Below are 13,959 nucleotides of genomic sequence, written 5' to 3' on the forward strand. Positions count from 1 at the left end.
CAGGCTGGCAATGTCGTAGCCATGGTCGATGATGCTGGTATGGAGCAACCGGTGTGCCTCGTCGTGATTGCCGACATCGACCGCTGCGAGTATCACGCCGCCAGTCCAGGGTCGTTCGCTCTTGACCATGAGCACTGCGCAAGGACACTGGCGCAGCAGCTTCCAGTCGTCTGGCGTAAGCAAAGCCTTTTTCAAGGGGTTGTCCGGATGGTGCTCCTTGATCACCAGTTCGCACCCTTCGGCCTGCTGAACATCGATGATCGACTCGTGCAGCGAATCATGCCAGGCCTGCTCCTGGGTGATGTTGTCGTAGCCGTCATCGTGAAGCTGGCTGGACAGCAGGCTGAGCAGGGCGCTGTGGTCCTGCTTCTTGTCGCACATCAGCAGGTGCAGGCGCGCACCGGTGACGCCGGCGATGAGTTTGGCCCGCGTCAGGGCGCGGCTATGGGCGTGCTCGGGGTCAAGGACGACAAGAATACTGCGGACGGCTTGCATGATCGTTAGCTCCCTGTGATTGTGGCAATCGATGCCAGGCTGTCGCCGGCATCATGCTCAACACCGCTAGATGCACATCAAGCATAGCCACTGGTGATCGCGGCTGCCCTCGGTATAATCGCCGGCTCTGCCGACTCCCTGTAATGTTGAGCTTATGTCCCTGATTCCCGAAATCGACGCCTTTCTGGGTTGTCGCACGCCTGACGCCTGGATCGAGGCGGCGCTTGCCGACCAGGAAACCTTGCTGATCGACCACAAGAACTGCGAGTTCAAGGCGGCCAGCACGGCGTTGAGCCTGATAGCCAAGTACAACACCCACATCGACCTGATCCACATGATGTCGCGGCTGGCCCGTGAAGAGCTGGTGCACCACGAGCAGGTGCTGCGACTGATGAAGCGGCGCAAGGTCCCACTGCGCCCCGTCTCCGCGGGACGTTATGCGTCAGGGTTGCGGCGTCTGGTGCGGGCGCATGAACCGGCGAAACTGGTCGATACCCTCGTCGTCGGGGCATTCATCGAGGCGCGTAGCTGCGAACGCTTCGCTGCCCTGGTGCCGCACCTGGACGAAGAGCTGAGCAAGTTCTATCACGGTTTGCTCAAAAGTGAAGCTCGCCATTACCAGGGTTACCTGAAACTGGCGCATCACTATGGGGATGAAGCGGACATTGCACGAATCGTGGAGCGGGTGAGAGAGGCGGAGGCGGAGTTGATCAGCTCCGCGGACGTCGAGCTGCGTTTCCACAGCGGTATTCCGGTTGCGCACAAGGCCTGAGCATCGCTGACGCAGGATCGGGGCGCCATGCTGGCGACCCGATCAGCTGGCCATGAATTCAGTTACGCCGGCCAAGCAACAGCCCGACCACCAGCCCGAAACCTGCCGAGACTGCCACGGTCTGCCAAGGATGCACGCCAATGTAGTCCTCGGTGGCCTCAACCATCGGTTGAGCCTTGCTGCGAACCCCGCCAACGGCCTCGCTCGCCTGGCGCAGCTTCTGGCGGAGCTGCGCGCGCAGGGTTTCGGCTTCTTCGCCAACCAGTGATGCACTGTCATCAAGCAGCTTCTCTGACTCCTGGATCAATGACTGCAGGTCGCTGAATGCCTGGTCCTTGATTTGTTCAGCTTCGGCTTGCACGGTGGATTTCCGGGCCATGGATACGTCCTCATGAGGTGATGGAATGAACAGTGGATACCTGCGACGCGCGAAAGTTGCAGCGGCGTTCCGGTCACGCGCTACTCCGGTGTAAGATAGCGGCCATTCACACAGCGGCAGGTACACCCATGAGTTTCAATCTGGCCAGCAGAAGCTTCGCCGAACGCGCGCAGATCGAGAATGAAAAGGCCCGTCTTTTTGATCTTTGGCAGAACAACCTCGGCAAGGCCAAAAGCGACGCGGGTCGGCTGATTTCTGAAAAGTCTCGCCGCAAGGGGAAGTGGGCCGAGTGGGTGCGCGCCGAGCTCGACAGCCTGTCACCTCCCGAATACGCCAACATGGTGCGAAGTGAAGTCAACAAGATGATGGCCAGCGCCAACGGCAGCAGGTGAAGACGCTGACTGGCCCTCACCAGGCCGTGCTGCCGTCCTTGGGCAGATCGAATGTACCGCTGTCGGTGAAGCGCAGGGTGCCCAGCGCCCCGCCCGCCAGCTTGCCCCGCAGCACATAGGGCATCCCTTGCAATGACTGCAACCGGCTCAGCCCATACGCCTGGCGCAGCATGGCGAAGGCCGTGATACTCACCGGCACCACCAACACCTGCTCATCGTAACGGCCGATCCGGCCGTGCTGGTCACTGACCCCGGAAGCCAAAGGCTGGCCATTGACCTCCAGGTTCAGCGCAAGCCCGTTGTAGTCAATTACCGTCTCGTTCGGGTTCTGCACCCGGATCTTGACTGCCATGCGCATTTCCAGCTCTTGCGCCGGCAGCGGGGCGATGCCGATGACACTGATGGTGAGCGGGTCTCGGGGCTGGAACAGTGCGCAGGCGCTGAGCCCGCAGGTCAGCAGCAGTATCAGCGCACGGTGGACAACGTAGCGCGTTCCGGAAGTCATGTGGGAGCCTTGCCGAGCACGAGTGAGTGCTGAGTGTGGCAAATGCGCAGGACGGTTTAAAGTGTTCTTGGATGATGGCGCGCCGCAACATAAAGAATCATCTCCAGTGCAAAACGGGTTTTGCTGCGAACCTGTAGCACCTTAGGCTATCCAACCTTAGGGGCGCTTTTCACGCAGGAGGTACAGCATGAATCCTGGACTACCGATGCTGATCGCCGGGCTACTGCTGAGCACCGGCATACAGGCGGCGGAGCCTGCGCTGCCGTTGTTGGCGGCCAGCCCCGGCAACCCCTACAACAGCCCGATCCAGCGCGCCAACCCCAACAGTCGCCAAGGCAGCGTTCTGTCAACGCCCCCTGTGCGTGGCCCCTCCACCCAGCCCAACCCACGCCCCCCAACCCTTGAAAACCGCGGCATCGGCAATGGTGAGAATCTTCGCCGCGAACAACCGGCACCGCGCCTCGAACCGACCCGGCCGCCCCGCGACACAAGGCGTGTCCCATGACCCTTTGGCTTATCACTGGAAGGAACCGTGCATGACCTCACGTAACTGGTTGACCACCTTGGCCGCGGCCGCCCTGTTTCCCATGCTCGCCCACGCCGCCTCGGAGCAGCAATTGCCCAGCGAAGAGGGGCAACTGACGGTTAGCACCGTCGCCGATGGCCTGCGCAACCCGTGGGCCCTGGCCTTTCTTCCCGGCGAGCAGGGCATGTTGGTGACCGAGCGTCCGGGCAACCTGCGTGTCGTCAATGCCGAAGGCAAGGTTGGTCCGCCCATCAGTGGCGTGCCCAAGGTTTGGGCCGAAGGCCAGGGCGGTCTGCTGGACGTCGTGCTGTCGCCGGACTTCAAGAGGGATCGCACGGTGTACCTCTCCTATGCCGAAGAGGGGGAGGATGGCAAAGCCGGGACCACGGTCGGCCGTGGCCAGCTGTCGCAAGATCTCGCCCGGCTCGAGAATTTCAACGTGATTTTCCGCCAGGCACCCAAGTTGTCCGAGGGCAACCACTTCGGCTCGCGGCTGGTGTTCGACCGGGAGGGTTTCCTGTTCATCGCCCTGGGCGAGAATAACCAGCGCCCAACGGCACAGGACCTGGACAAGCTGCAGGGCAAGATCGTGCGCATCCTGCCTGACGGGCAGGTACCCAAGGACAATCCCTTTTTCGGCAAGACAGACGTCCGTCCCGAGATCTGGTCCTTCGGGCACCGCAACCAGCAGGGCGCGGCGCTCAACCCCTGGACCGGCAAACTATGGACACATGAGCATGGTCCGCGAGGGGGCGATGAAATCAATATTCCGGAGCCTGGCAAGAACTACGGCTGGCCCGTCGCCACTCACGGCATCAACTACTCGATGCTGCCGATCCCGGAAGCGAAAGGCAAGCATGTGGATGGCATGGTCGACCCGCATCACGTCTGGGAAAAGTCACCAGGGATCAGTGGCATGGCGTTCTATGACAACCCCAGGTTCAAAGCCTGGGACCATAGCCTGTTCATAGGCGCCCTGGTACCCCAGGAGCTCATTCGCCTGCAGCTCGACGGTGACCGGATCGTTCATGAAGAACGCCTGTTGGGCGAGCTCAAGGCGCGGATCCGTGATGTTCGCGTTGGCCCGGATGGGTATGTCTACGTGCTGACGGACGCCAAGGACGGTGCCTTGTTCAAGATCGGATTGAGCGGGGGTTAGGCGTGCCCGGTGACCCCGCTTCCCGTTACCGCCAGGCCCTTGAACTACAGGGTTTCCATCCTGATCCGGCCCAACGGCAGGCGGTCACGGTACTGCAGGCTTGCCATGAGGCACTGCAAGAGGGCAGGTCTGCACCCGGCGTCTATCTCTGGGGACCTGTCGGACGCGGCAAGACCTGGTTGATGGACCAGTTCCATTGCAGCCTGACGGTCCCTGCCCGACGTCAGCACTTTCATCACTTCATGGCCTGGGTGCACCAGCGGCTGTTCCAGCTCAATGGCACTGCCGATCCTTTGCAGGCCCTGGCCAAGGAGCTCGCGGCGCAGATCCGTGTGCTGTGTTTCGACGAGCTGTACGTCAGTGACATCGCTGATGCGATCATTCTCGGCCGGCTGTTCAGTGTGATGTTCGAGCAAGGCATGACGTTGGTCGCTACCTCGAACCAGCCGCCGGGCGAGCTCTACAAGGACGGCTTCAATCGTGACCGCTTCCTGCCAGCCATCGCGGCCTTGCAACGCCACATGCATGTGCTGCCGGTGGCCGGCCAGCATGACCATCGCCTGCATCCGGGGGCGGCGCGCCAGCGCTACTGGGTCGTTGAACCCGGCCAGCCCAGCAAGCTCGAAAAGGTCTTCACGCAACTGAGCGGGGCTGATGATGGGACCGATCAGCCGCTGGCCGTAGGCTCGCGGCAGATACAGGTAGTGCGGCGCAGCGAGCACGCGATCTGGTGCCGGTTTGCCGACCTGTGCGAGCAACCCCTGGCGGCGCTGGAGTTCATCGCGCTATGCGACTGCTATCCGGCGATCCTGCTCAGTGAGGTACCCGCCCTTGGCGCGCAACAGCGCGAAGGACGTATCGCCCGCGGTACGGAAGATGGCGCAGTGCGTGTGGTGGCTGGGGATCGCAACCTGCCGTCATTGTCACCCAAGGATGACAGCGTGCGCCGTTTCATCGCGTTGGTCGATGAATGCTACGACCGTCGGGTCGCGCTGTACCTGGAGGCAGACGTTGCCTTGGAGGCGCTCTACACACAAGGGTATCTGGCGTTCCCGTATCAACGGACCCTCAGCCGCCTACGGGAGATGCAGTTGCAACGCTTCGCCTGAAGACGGCGATGATTTCGCCGAATTTGGCTGGAGTGAGGCGCTGATCTGGCAGTCCTAGCGACCCAGCCATTCCAGCAATGCCTGGTGGAAACGCTGCGGTTCCTCGATCTGCGGCGCGTGGCCCAGGCCCTCGAAGGTCACCAGCGTAGCTTGCGGGATCTGCCCGGCCACTTGCGGCCCCAGTACCTTGTAGTTACCCACCCGTGCCTTGACCTCAGGCGGCGCGATATCGCTGCCGATGGCCGTGGTGTCCCTATCGCCAATCAGCAACAGCGTCGGCATCTTCAGGTTCTTGAATTCGTAGACCACCGGCTGGGTGAAGATCATGTCGTAGATCAGCGCCGAGTTCCACGCCACCGCCTTGTGCCCCGGGCCTTGGTTCAGCCCTGCCAGCATCTGCACCCAGCGCTCGTACTCAGGTTTCCAGCGCCCATCGTAGTAAGTCTTGCGCTCGTAGTTGCGCACACCCTCGGCATCAAGCCTTAGCTCACGCTCGTGCCACTGATCGACGGTACGGTACGGCACGCCCAGGGCTTTCCAGTCCTCAAGTCCGATCGGATTGACCATTGCCAGACGCTCGACCTGCTGGGGGTAGAGCAGGGCATAGCGAGTGGCGAGCATGCCGCCGGTGGAATGGCCGAGGATGATCGCCTGTCTGATTCCCAGGTGATCGAGCAGGGCATGGGTGTTATTTGCCAGTTGCTGGAAGCTGTACTGGTAGTGGGCCGGCTTGCTGGCGGTGCAGAACCCGATCTGGTCCGGGGCGATGACTCGGTAGCCCGCCTGGCTCAAGGCATCCAGGGTGCTTTCCCAAGTAGCGGCGCAGAAGTTCTTGCCATGCATCAACACCACGCTGCGGCCATTGGCCTTGCCCTTGGCGGGAACATCCAGGTACCCCATTTGCAGCGTCTGGCCTTGGGACTGGAAGTCGAAATGCTTGAGCGGATAGGGCTGGCTGAAGCCTTCGAGCTGTTCACCGTAGGTCGGCGCCTGGGCGGCGACGGCGTGGCTGCCGAACAAACAGGCCAAGGCCAGGGCGGTTGCGCGCAGCATGGGGGCACTCCGTGTTGGTCCATGTAGGAAAGCGCGACTCTAGCAGTCAGGAGCAAGCTCTGGCGACTCAAGGTGTAACTAGCCGTGTTGTACCCAGCCCAGGGTCAGCAAGGCCACGACCAGGTAGCGCCCGGCCTTGGCAACGGTCACCAGCACAATGAAGCGCCAGAACGGCTCGCGCATGATCCCGGCGATGAGCGTAAGCGGGTCGCCGATCACCGGCATCCAGCTCAACAGCAACGACCACTGGCCCCATCGCTGGTAGCGTGTCTGGGCGCGCTGCAACTGCGCCGCGCTGAAAGGAAACCAGCGGCGGTCGCGAAAATGCTCGAGGGCCCGGCCCAGCAGCCAGTTGACGACCGAGCCCAGGACATTGCCCGCGGTCGCGACCAGCAGCAGCATTGCCACGGCCTCGGGCTGGCGCAGCAGCAAACCCACCAGCACCGCCTCCGACTGCAGAGGTAGCAGCGTTGCAGCGCCGAAAGCGCTGAGAAACAGTGCCCAGGCGCTCAGCATCTGGCGCGGATCAGTAGCTGGCCACCACTTCTTCCTTGTCCTCGGCGGTCACGCCAATGACCTGGTAGGCGTCCTTGTGATCGCCCATTTCCATGCCCGGCGAACCCATGGGCATGCCCGGCACGGCAATCCCCTTGAGGTCGTCGCGTTTGGCCAGCAGCTTGATCTGTTCAGCGGGAACATGGCCTTCGACGAATTTTCCCTCGATCACGCCCGTATGGCACGAGGCCAGACGAGGTGCTACGCCCAGGCGCTGCTTGACCGCGCTCATGTTTGGCTCGACGTGGTCGTTGACCGTGAGACCATTGTCGCGCAGATGGCCTATCCACTGCTTGCAGCAGCCGCAGTTGGGGTCACGGTAGACATCGATGGTCTGCGCAGCCTGGGCCACGCCGGTGGCGGCAAGCAACGCGAGGGTGATCAGGTGTTTGTGCGGCATGGACGTTTCCTCTGGGTGGCGGGCAGCACGGGCAAGCGCCTGACAGCATACCCAATCGACGTGGTGGTGCGCGACCTGGCCGACAGTCCCACGTCCACGCAAAGCACGACGCTGAAACTGTTGTCTTCAGTGATGGCACTTTTACCCCGACGACACGCACTAATGAGCTGAATCCTCGAGGAACACCGATGAACGAAACAGCTCTGCAAAACAAGGCCCTTACCGTGCTACTGGCCGTGGTCACCATTGCCTTCTTCTGGATTCTGCTGCCCTACTACGGCGCGGTCTTCTGGGCGGTGATCCTGGGTATCCTCTTCGCACCCTTGCAACGCGACCTGGTGGTGCGCCTGGGCAGGCGCCGCAACCTGGCAGCGGGCACCACGCTGCTGGTCTGCCTGCTGATCGCGATCTTGCCGGTGATCGTCATCAGCGCGCTGCTGGTGCAGGAAGGCGCGACGTTGTACCAGCGCATCGAAAGTGGCCAGCTGGACATCGCAGGCTATCTCGAAACGGGCAAGGCCATGCTCCCGACCTTTGCCCAGAACGGCCTGGACAACATGGGCATGGGCAACCTGGACGGGCTGCGCGACAAGATCGCCAAGTGGGCGACCCAGGGCAGCCAATTCCTGGCCAGCCAGGCGTTCTACTTCGGACAGGGAACGTTCGACTTCCTCGTCAGCTTCGGCATCATGCTGTACATGCTGTTCTTCTTCCTGCGCGAGGGCCCTGAACTCGCGCGCAAGGTGCGCCAGTCGGTGCCGCTGCCCGAGGACCAGAAACGCCGCCTGCAATTGAAGTTCAACCGAGTGGTGCGAGCCACCGTCAAGGGCAACCTGCTGGTCGCGATCACCCAGGGCGCACTGGGCGGCGTGATCTTCTGGATCCTGGACATCCCCAGTGCCCTCGTCTGGGCCGTGCTGATGGCCTTCCTGTCCCTGCTGCCAGCGGTGGGCGCCGGGATCGTGTGGGGGCCGGTGGCGGTGTACTTCATTCTCACCGGCGCGATGTGGCAGGGCATCATCCTGACCGCCTTCGGCGTGCTGGTGATCGGACTGGTGGACAACGTGCTGCGTCCCATCCTGGTCGGCAAGGACACCAAGATGCCCGACTACCTGATCCTCATCTCCACCTTGGGCGGACTTTCGGTGTTCGGCCTCAACGGCTTTGTCATCGGGCCGTTGATCGCCGCGCTGTTTGTCTCCAGCTGGTCGATCTTCACCTCGACCAAACCCAAGGTGCAGTTGCCCGATTAACGGAAGGTGTAGGACACGCCGGCGTACACACCAAACCCTTCGCCCGGTGTGGAGCGGCGTTCGTCCCTGCCAGCATCGTCATAGCCCGGCGTCACCGTGGCAGCGTAGCGCTTGTTGGTGAGGTTGCGCAGGTCGAGCCAGGTCTGCCAGTCCTGCTTCGGTGCGTTGTAGCCAAGGCGCGCGCCAAGCAGGGCGTAGGCCTCGGCAGGGTTGCTGTTGGCATAGTCGACCTGGACCTTCGAGGCCACCTGCGTGTTGAGACCGGCGTAGAAGCCGCTCGGCAGGTCGAAGCGCAGCTCCGCCTGGTAATAGTGCATGGGAATACCGGGCAGGCGGTTGTCGCCGAAAGTGTCGTCGTCCCGGTAATGGAAGTCGCTGAAGGTGTAGGACTGGCGCAAGGACAGCTTGCCGACATTACCACGCTCCCACAGCAGACTTTCCAGACCGGCTTCAACACCCTGGTGCACCGTCGGGCTGGCGTTGAACTCCGCCGCCGGCTTCTCCGGCACGATTTCCACCGACAGCAGCTCATGGCGCACCGCCGAGTAATACCAGGCGAGGTTCCATTGGCCGATGGACGAGTCGCCACGGGCGCCCAGTTCAAGCGTAGTGGCGGTCTGGTTCTGCATCTCGATCGGCTGCGTCTGCAGGCCGGCCACCGCGGGCGAGCTCCAGATCAGCGACCAGGGATGCGCTGGTTCGACCGAACGGCTGAGGTTGCCGTAGAGCTGCAGGTCAGGGCGGATGTCGTAGCGCAGCCCAAGACGCGGGGCGTAGTCCCAGTCATGCTGGCTGACCTTGCCGCCGTTGGCGGGGTAGCTCACGGCGCTTTCGCGGCGGGTGTAGATCATCGCCAGCCCGGTGGTCAGCCACAGGTCGGGGACAAGCTCCAGCTCGTTGGCGATATGCACCACGCTGTCCGAGCCTTGGTAGCTGAAGTCACGACTGCGCGTGCCAACCGGGTTGCCGCCCGGCACTTGCACCCGCACGAACTCCGAGGCGCCACTGTTAGGCAGGTGCTTGGTGGTTCGCCAGCCAACCGTGGTCTTGCTGTCATGGCCGAACAGACTGTGGTGTCGCATGTAGTTGAGCGTGCCGCTGACGTCGGTGTAGGCGACCTTGAGGCGGATGGTGCCTTCGCGCAGGTCCATCGGATAGTCGTGGTAGACCAGGCCGGCTTCCAGGCGAGAATCATCGTCCAGGTAGAACGTGGTCTTGTTCGCAAGCCAGGTGCTGCCTGGCTGCGGTCGGCTGGCGTCACGGCTCAGGTACGACGGGTTGGCAGCGCGAGGGTGATGCTTGATCTCATGCTGGGTCAGCCGGCCGGCCAGATCGTTTTCCGTTTCTCGATAGCGCAGGTAGAAGCGGGTTTCCAGGTTTGGATTGAAGCGGTATCCGATATTCGCCGCCACCCCCTTGGAGCTGCCGCTGCTGTGCGCCTGGTAGCCGTCATACTCGGCGTCGGTGACGGCCACATAATAGTCCAGGTCGCCCAGCACCTGCCCGCTGCTGATCTGTCGGTGGGCATAACCACGGCTGCCGACTTCATAGCGCAGTTGCAGCGGTGCGGCATCGAAGCCTGTATGGGTCACGTAATTGATGGCACCACCCAGGGCCAAGGCGCCCTGGTCAAATCCGTTGGCGCCGCGCAGCACCTCGGCACGGCTCAGCCACAGCGGCTCGAACAGCTCGTAGGGCGTGCCGCCCGGGCCTGTCAGTGGCAGGCCGTCGAACATCGTGTACACGCCGGATCCATGGGCACCTGGCGCGCGATTGATGCCCGAGCCGCGGATCGACAGCTTGATGCCATCGTTGCCCGCCGATTGGGCGAACACACCCGGCTGGTAGGCCAGGACATCCTGATTGCTGGCCACTCGGCCTTGGCCAACGTGCTCCATGTCGACCACGCTGCCAGCCCCCGGCACCTCGCGCAACCGCTCCCGCGCCGCGTCCAGCTCGCCCTGCTGTTGCTCTTCGATCAGCACTTGTCCCAGTTCAACGGGCGTGACGGCGCTTGCCTGGCTGGCGGCAAACAGCCCTAGCAGGCCGAAAAGGGGCGAAAAAGGCAAATCGGGGCGCATCGTTGACTACTCCAGGTGCGGGAACGGCGTACAGAGGAAGTCAGACGTACGAAATGCCGCCTGGAGCACGCGGAAGTTCCTCGGCTTCACGCAAAGTGTCGGACGATTTGTAGCTGTGCTGGCTACATCTCCTGCTTATGGTGTCGGGAAGTCTTGGCTCCGTAAGGTAGACGCACATTCATTCACTGTGCGGAGAACACACCATGGACACGCCGGTTTCAATTTCTGTGACAAACACCGAGCCTCCTATCTACCTCACCTCGCGCGAGCAGCAGGTGCTGTTGTGGTGTGCCTACGGAAAGACCTCGTGGGAGATTGGCCAGATCCTGTCGTGCAAGGAATCAACCGTGAACTTTCACATCGGCAACATCCTGCGCAAGTTTGCCGTGCCGACCCGTATCGCGGCAGTCATCAAAGCGGTGCGCTACGGCATGCTCGATACCCACTGAGTCAAGGCCGAGACGGGAGCTCAGGAGGGAGGTCTGAAATGGAAGTGCTCGTTACCACGTACCTGGCCAGCCTTCTCGCTAGCGCCAATATCGCCGTCGAGGTGCCAGCATTCGACGGGCATGCCCTGTTTGGCGCGTTTCTGGGCGCTTGGATGGTTGCCAGTACCCGACGCCGGCTCAAAGTCTGGCAGCGCCTGGGGTCGTTGTTTCTCTCGGCGGGTGTCGGCTACCTGTTCACGCCCTTGGTGCTGTCGCTGTCAGCACCTCTGTTTTCCAGCGGCGTGGCAGCCTTCGTCGCAGCCGTGGTCGTGATCCCGATCAGCAACAAGGTCATGGTCTGGCTCGATACCGCCGAGCTGCGCGAAATTTTCCAACGCTGGCGCCAGGACCGATGACCTTCAGCCGCGCACGCCAGGTTGAGCACTCAGTTCGACCACTCGCTGCTCCAGGTAGCGGATGCGTTGCTTGTCCTCGACGACCAGGGCCACGGCTTGCAAGTCCGACAGGCTCAGCGCTCGAAGCTGGGCAAATAACCGCGCCTGCCATTCGTCGTCAGGGTCGGGCTGGGGCAGTGACGCAGCGCGCAATTGCGAGCCCTCACCCAGTAACAGCCAGTCAAGCGACACGTCTTCATGCACGGCCAGGTCTATGCAAAAGGAATACGGAACGCTGTTCCGGACTTTCCAGCTACTCAATGTCTGGGGACTGACGCCCAGCACCTTGGCAAGTGCCGCATCACTCGACGTACCGGTCGCCAGTTTGAGCCTGGTCAACACGGCCGCACATCCACTTCTACTCATTTTGAGTAATCCTAGAGAGGCTTGATATAATTGATAGTATTCATGTACTCGAAATGAGTATGTATGCTTAATAGCATTTAATGTAATTCAAGCGGAGATAAAAATATGATGAGAAGTTACGCACTAAACGCAGAAAAGTCCTACAAAAGCATCCAGTCAAGGCTATTGCAGATTTGTGCAAATAAGGGGCTGACGTGAGTACTTACAAGTTGGTCTGCCCACACTGCAACAGCCGCATGCGCATCCGGACCAGCGAAGGACGCCATATTTTCTTGCGAGTGGCTTATCTGCAGTGCACCACCGAGGCCTGTGGCTGGTCCGTGCGCGCCGAGTTCGAGATGACCCATGAGCTCTCGCCCAGTGGCATGCCCAACCCGGAAGTCTACCTGCCGCGCGCCAGCAGTACGCTACGCCAGGCCGCATTCGCCCCGCCGGGAAAGCCGGGCGCGGACGGGCAGCGAGAGCTGAAAACGTCCCGCGACCCCTGCGCTTCTGCGTAGACGTAATCGGTACAAAAAAAAACACCCCGCATAGGCGGGGTGTTTTTCCATCCAGGTCATTCAGCCGATCAGCTGAAGACCCGCCTGCTGCACCAGCTCCAGCAGTGGCTGTGGATACACGCCCAGCACGAACGCAAGAATCGCGATGGCCAGCAGCATGACGCCGCCGGTGCGCTGTTCCCACTTGAGCGGGGCGTCATGACGACGCAGGTTTGGCTCGATCAGGTACAGGGTGACCATCACGCGCAGGTAGTAATACACGCCAATGGCGCTACCGATCACCAGTGCGCCGACCAGCCACCACAGCTGCGACTCGACGCCGGTGGCAATGATGTAGAACTTGCCGATAAAGCCCGCGGTCAGCGGGATACCGGCCAGCGACAGCATCATCACGGTCAGCACCGCGGTGAGGTACGGGCGGCGCCAGAACAGGCCGCGGTACTCGTACAGCGCGTCGGCATCGCGGCCCTTGTAGGGCGAGGACATCAGGGTGATCACGCCGAAGGCGCCCAGGCTTGTGATCACGTAGGTGACCAGGTACACGCCGATGGCCTCGTTCGCCAGGCCTTTGCTGGCGATCAGGGCAATCAGCAGGTAGCCGAAGTGAGCGATCGAGGAGTAACCCAGCAGGCGCTTGAGGTTGCTCTGGGTCAGCGCCAGCAGGTTGCCGATCAGGATCGAAGCGACCGCGATCACTGCCAGCACCGTGCTCAGCACGCCGCTGCTGGCAGCGGGGGAGAGCATGAACAGGCGCACCACCACGGCGAACACAGCGACCTTGCTGGCGGTGGCCAGGAAGGCCGCCACCGGCGCCGGGGCGCCTTCGTACACGTCAGGTGTCCACAGGTGGAAGGGCACCAGCGACAGCTTGAACGCCAGGCCGACCAGCATCATGCCCAGCCCCAGCTGCGCCAGCAGGCTTGGCATGCCGGTGGTGGCCAGTGCCTTGCCGATACCATCGAAGGTCAGGCTGCCCGCGTCGGCGTAGAGCAGGGCCATGCCGAACAGCAGAAAGGCGGAGCCGGCGGCCGAAAGGACCATGTACTTGATGCCGGCTTCCAGCGAGCGCTTGTTGAAGAAGGCGTAGGCGACCAGGCCATAGACCGGTACCGACAGCAGCTCAAGGCCGATGAACAGGCCCGCCAGGTGGTTGGCGCTGACCAGTACCAGGCCGCCCAGGGCAGACATCAGCAGCAGCAGGTACAGCTCTTCGCGGTTGCCGGGGTAGCCCGTGGCGCCATCGCCCAGGTAGGCATGGGCCAAGGTCACGCAGGCCAGGGTGGCCACCAGGATCAACGCCATGTACAGGCAGGCGAAGTTGTCGATGGTGATCAGCGGAGTTACCGCGATGGGTGCGACTTTCAATGCCGGCAGAATCGACAGCAGGGCCAGGTTCAGCCCCACCGTCGACAGCAGGAAGGTCTGCGAGTGGTTGCGCTTCCAGGCGATCGCCAGCATCACCACGATGGTGGTGAGCGTGGTGATCAGCATCGGCGCCAGTGCGATGAAGTGTTGTGTGGTGAATTCCATA

General features: G+C 62.1%; 18 protein-coding genes. 9 read left to right on the plus strand and 9 right to left on the minus strand.

Annotated features, from left to right (window positions below; genetic code table 11):
* On the minus strand, positions 1-495 hold a 495-nt coding region (locus VJS90_RS04915; protein ID WP_324119604.1), incomplete at its 3' end, for a universal stress protein.
* Positions 496-649: 154 nt separating this feature from the next.
* Here VJS90_RS04915 and VJS90_RS04920 point away from each other — a divergent pair.
* Entirely contained in the window at positions 650-1,267 is a 618-nt protein-coding gene (locus VJS90_RS04920; RefSeq protein WP_324119606.1) for a tRNA-(ms[2]io[6]A)-hydroxylase, read from the plus strand.
* A gap of 58 nt (positions 1,268-1,325) precedes the next feature.
* Here the strand turns inward: VJS90_RS04920 and VJS90_RS04925 are convergent, their stop codons facing one another.
* Positions 1,326-1,646 (minus strand): DUF883 family protein, encoded by a 321-nt coding sequence (locus tag VJS90_RS04925; RefSeq protein WP_324119608.1) that lies wholly within the window; start codon positions 1,644-1,646, stop codon positions 1,326-1,328.
* Between the two features lie 128 nt (positions 1,647-1,774).
* On the opposite strand from VJS90_RS04925, the gene VJS90_RS04930 reads away from it, so the two are divergent.
* Positions 1,775-2,038 (plus strand): hypothetical protein, encoded by a 264-nt coding sequence (locus VJS90_RS04930; RefSeq protein ID WP_324119610.1) that lies wholly within the window; start codon positions 1,775-1,777, stop codon positions 2,036-2,038.
* 16 nt (positions 2,039-2,054) lie between these two features.
* Here the strand turns inward: VJS90_RS04930 and VJS90_RS04935 are convergent, their stop codons facing one another.
* On the minus strand, positions 2,055-2,543 hold the full coding sequence (locus VJS90_RS04935) for an LEA type 2 family protein (protein ID WP_324119612.1): 489 nt from the start codon (positions 2,541-2,543) through the stop codon (positions 2,055-2,057).
* A gap of 187 nt (positions 2,544-2,730) precedes the next feature.
* Here VJS90_RS04935 and VJS90_RS04940 point away from each other — a divergent pair, with 187 nt between their 5' ends.
* From VJS90_RS04940 to zapE, 3 genes are read left to right on the plus strand one after another with little or no spacing between them, the layout of a single operon-like run.
* The gene (locus VJS90_RS04940) at positions 2,731-3,048 is read left to right on the plus strand and encodes a hypothetical protein (RefSeq protein ID WP_324119614.1); all 318 of its coding nucleotides are present in this window, start codon (positions 2,731-2,733) and stop codon (positions 3,046-3,048) included.
* 31 nt (positions 3,049-3,079) lie between these two features.
* Entirely contained in the window at positions 3,080-4,228 is a 1,149-nt protein-coding gene (locus VJS90_RS04945; protein WP_324119616.1) for a PQQ-dependent sugar dehydrogenase, read from the plus strand.
* A 2-nt stretch (positions 4,229-4,230) separates the two neighbouring features.
* Positions 4,231-5,337, plus strand: coding sequence for a cell division protein ZapE (gene zapE, locus VJS90_RS04950; RefSeq protein WP_324119618.1), 1,107 nt, complete (start codon positions 4,231-4,233; stop codon positions 5,335-5,337).
* Between the two features lie 54 nt (positions 5,338-5,391).
* Here the strand turns inward: zapE and VJS90_RS04955 are convergent, their stop codons facing one another.
* The 3 genes from VJS90_RS04955 to VJS90_RS04965 all read right to left on the minus strand — a co-directional run bounded on the left by VJS90_RS04955 (position 5,392) and on the right by VJS90_RS04965 (position 7,345).
* The gene (locus tag VJS90_RS04955; protein ID WP_324119620.1) at positions 5,392-6,390 is read right to left on the minus strand and encodes an alpha/beta hydrolase; all 999 of its coding nucleotides are present in this window, start codon (positions 6,388-6,390) and stop codon (positions 5,392-5,394) included.
* Between the two features lie 78 nt (positions 6,391-6,468).
* On the minus strand, positions 6,469-6,906 hold the full coding sequence (locus VJS90_RS04960; RefSeq protein ID WP_324119622.1) for a YqaA family protein: 438 nt from the start codon (positions 6,904-6,906) through the stop codon (positions 6,469-6,471).
* A gap of 10 nt (positions 6,907-6,916) precedes the next feature.
* Positions 6,917-7,345, minus strand: coding sequence for a DUF411 domain-containing protein (locus VJS90_RS04965; protein ID WP_324119624.1), 429 nt, complete (start codon positions 7,343-7,345; stop codon positions 6,917-6,919).
* A gap of 188 nt (positions 7,346-7,533) precedes the next feature.
* Here VJS90_RS04965 and VJS90_RS04970 point away from each other — a divergent pair, with 188 nt between their 5' ends.
* A complete protein-coding gene (locus VJS90_RS04970) occupies positions 7,534-8,598 on the plus strand; it encodes an AI-2E family transporter (RefSeq protein ID WP_324119626.1) in 1,065 nt (354 codons plus the stop codon).
* On the opposite strand, the gene VJS90_RS04975 is transcribed toward VJS90_RS04970, so the two are convergent.
* Entirely contained in the window at positions 8,595-10,679 is a 2,085-nt protein-coding gene (locus tag VJS90_RS04975; protein WP_324119628.1) for a TonB-dependent receptor family protein, read from the minus strand. The two genes, VJS90_RS04970 and VJS90_RS04975, sit on opposite strands and share 4 nt — an antisense overlap.
* Before the next feature lie 203 nt (positions 10,680-10,882).
* Between VJS90_RS04975 and VJS90_RS04980 the strand changes: the two genes are divergently transcribed.
* Together VJS90_RS04980 and VJS90_RS04985 are read left to right on the plus strand one after the other, a co-directional pair.
* Positions 10,883-11,128 carry a helix-turn-helix domain-containing protein gene (locus VJS90_RS04980; RefSeq protein ID WP_324119630.1) on the plus strand — a complete coding sequence of 82 codons (246 nt, stop codon included), beginning with the start codon at positions 10,883-10,885 and terminating at the stop codon, positions 11,126-11,128.
* Between the two features lie 38 nt (positions 11,129-11,166).
* Positions 11,167-11,523, plus strand: a complete 357-nt coding sequence (locus VJS90_RS04985) for a putative holin (protein WP_324119632.1) — start codon at positions 11,167-11,169, stop codon at positions 11,521-11,523.
* A 3-nt stretch (positions 11,524-11,526) separates the two neighbouring features.
* Here the strand turns inward: VJS90_RS04985 and VJS90_RS04990 are convergent, their stop codons facing one another.
* Entirely contained in the window at positions 11,527-11,928 is a 402-nt protein-coding gene (locus VJS90_RS04990) for a helix-turn-helix domain-containing protein (protein WP_324119634.1), read from the minus strand.
* A gap of 194 nt (positions 11,929-12,122) precedes the next feature.
* Between VJS90_RS04990 and VJS90_RS04995 the strand changes: the two genes are divergently transcribed.
* On the plus strand, positions 12,123-12,428 hold the full coding sequence (locus VJS90_RS04995; protein WP_324119636.1) for an ogr/Delta-like zinc finger family protein: 306 nt from the start codon (positions 12,123-12,125) through the stop codon (positions 12,426-12,428).
* Between the two features lie 60 nt (positions 12,429-12,488).
* Here the strand turns inward: VJS90_RS04995 and nuoN are convergent, their stop codons facing one another.
* The gene (nuoN, locus tag VJS90_RS05000; RefSeq protein ID WP_324119639.1) at positions 12,489-13,958 is read right to left on the minus strand and encodes an NADH-quinone oxidoreductase subunit NuoN; all 1,470 of its coding nucleotides are present in this window, start codon (positions 13,956-13,958) and stop codon (positions 12,489-12,491) included.
* Between the last annotated feature and the right edge of the window lies 1 nt (position 13,959).

The sequence above is a fragment of the Pseudomonas sp. genome (assembly GCF_035277045.1).
Classification (GTDB): domain Bacteria; phylum Pseudomonadota; class Gammaproteobacteria; order Pseudomonadales; family Pseudomonadaceae; genus Aquipseudomonas.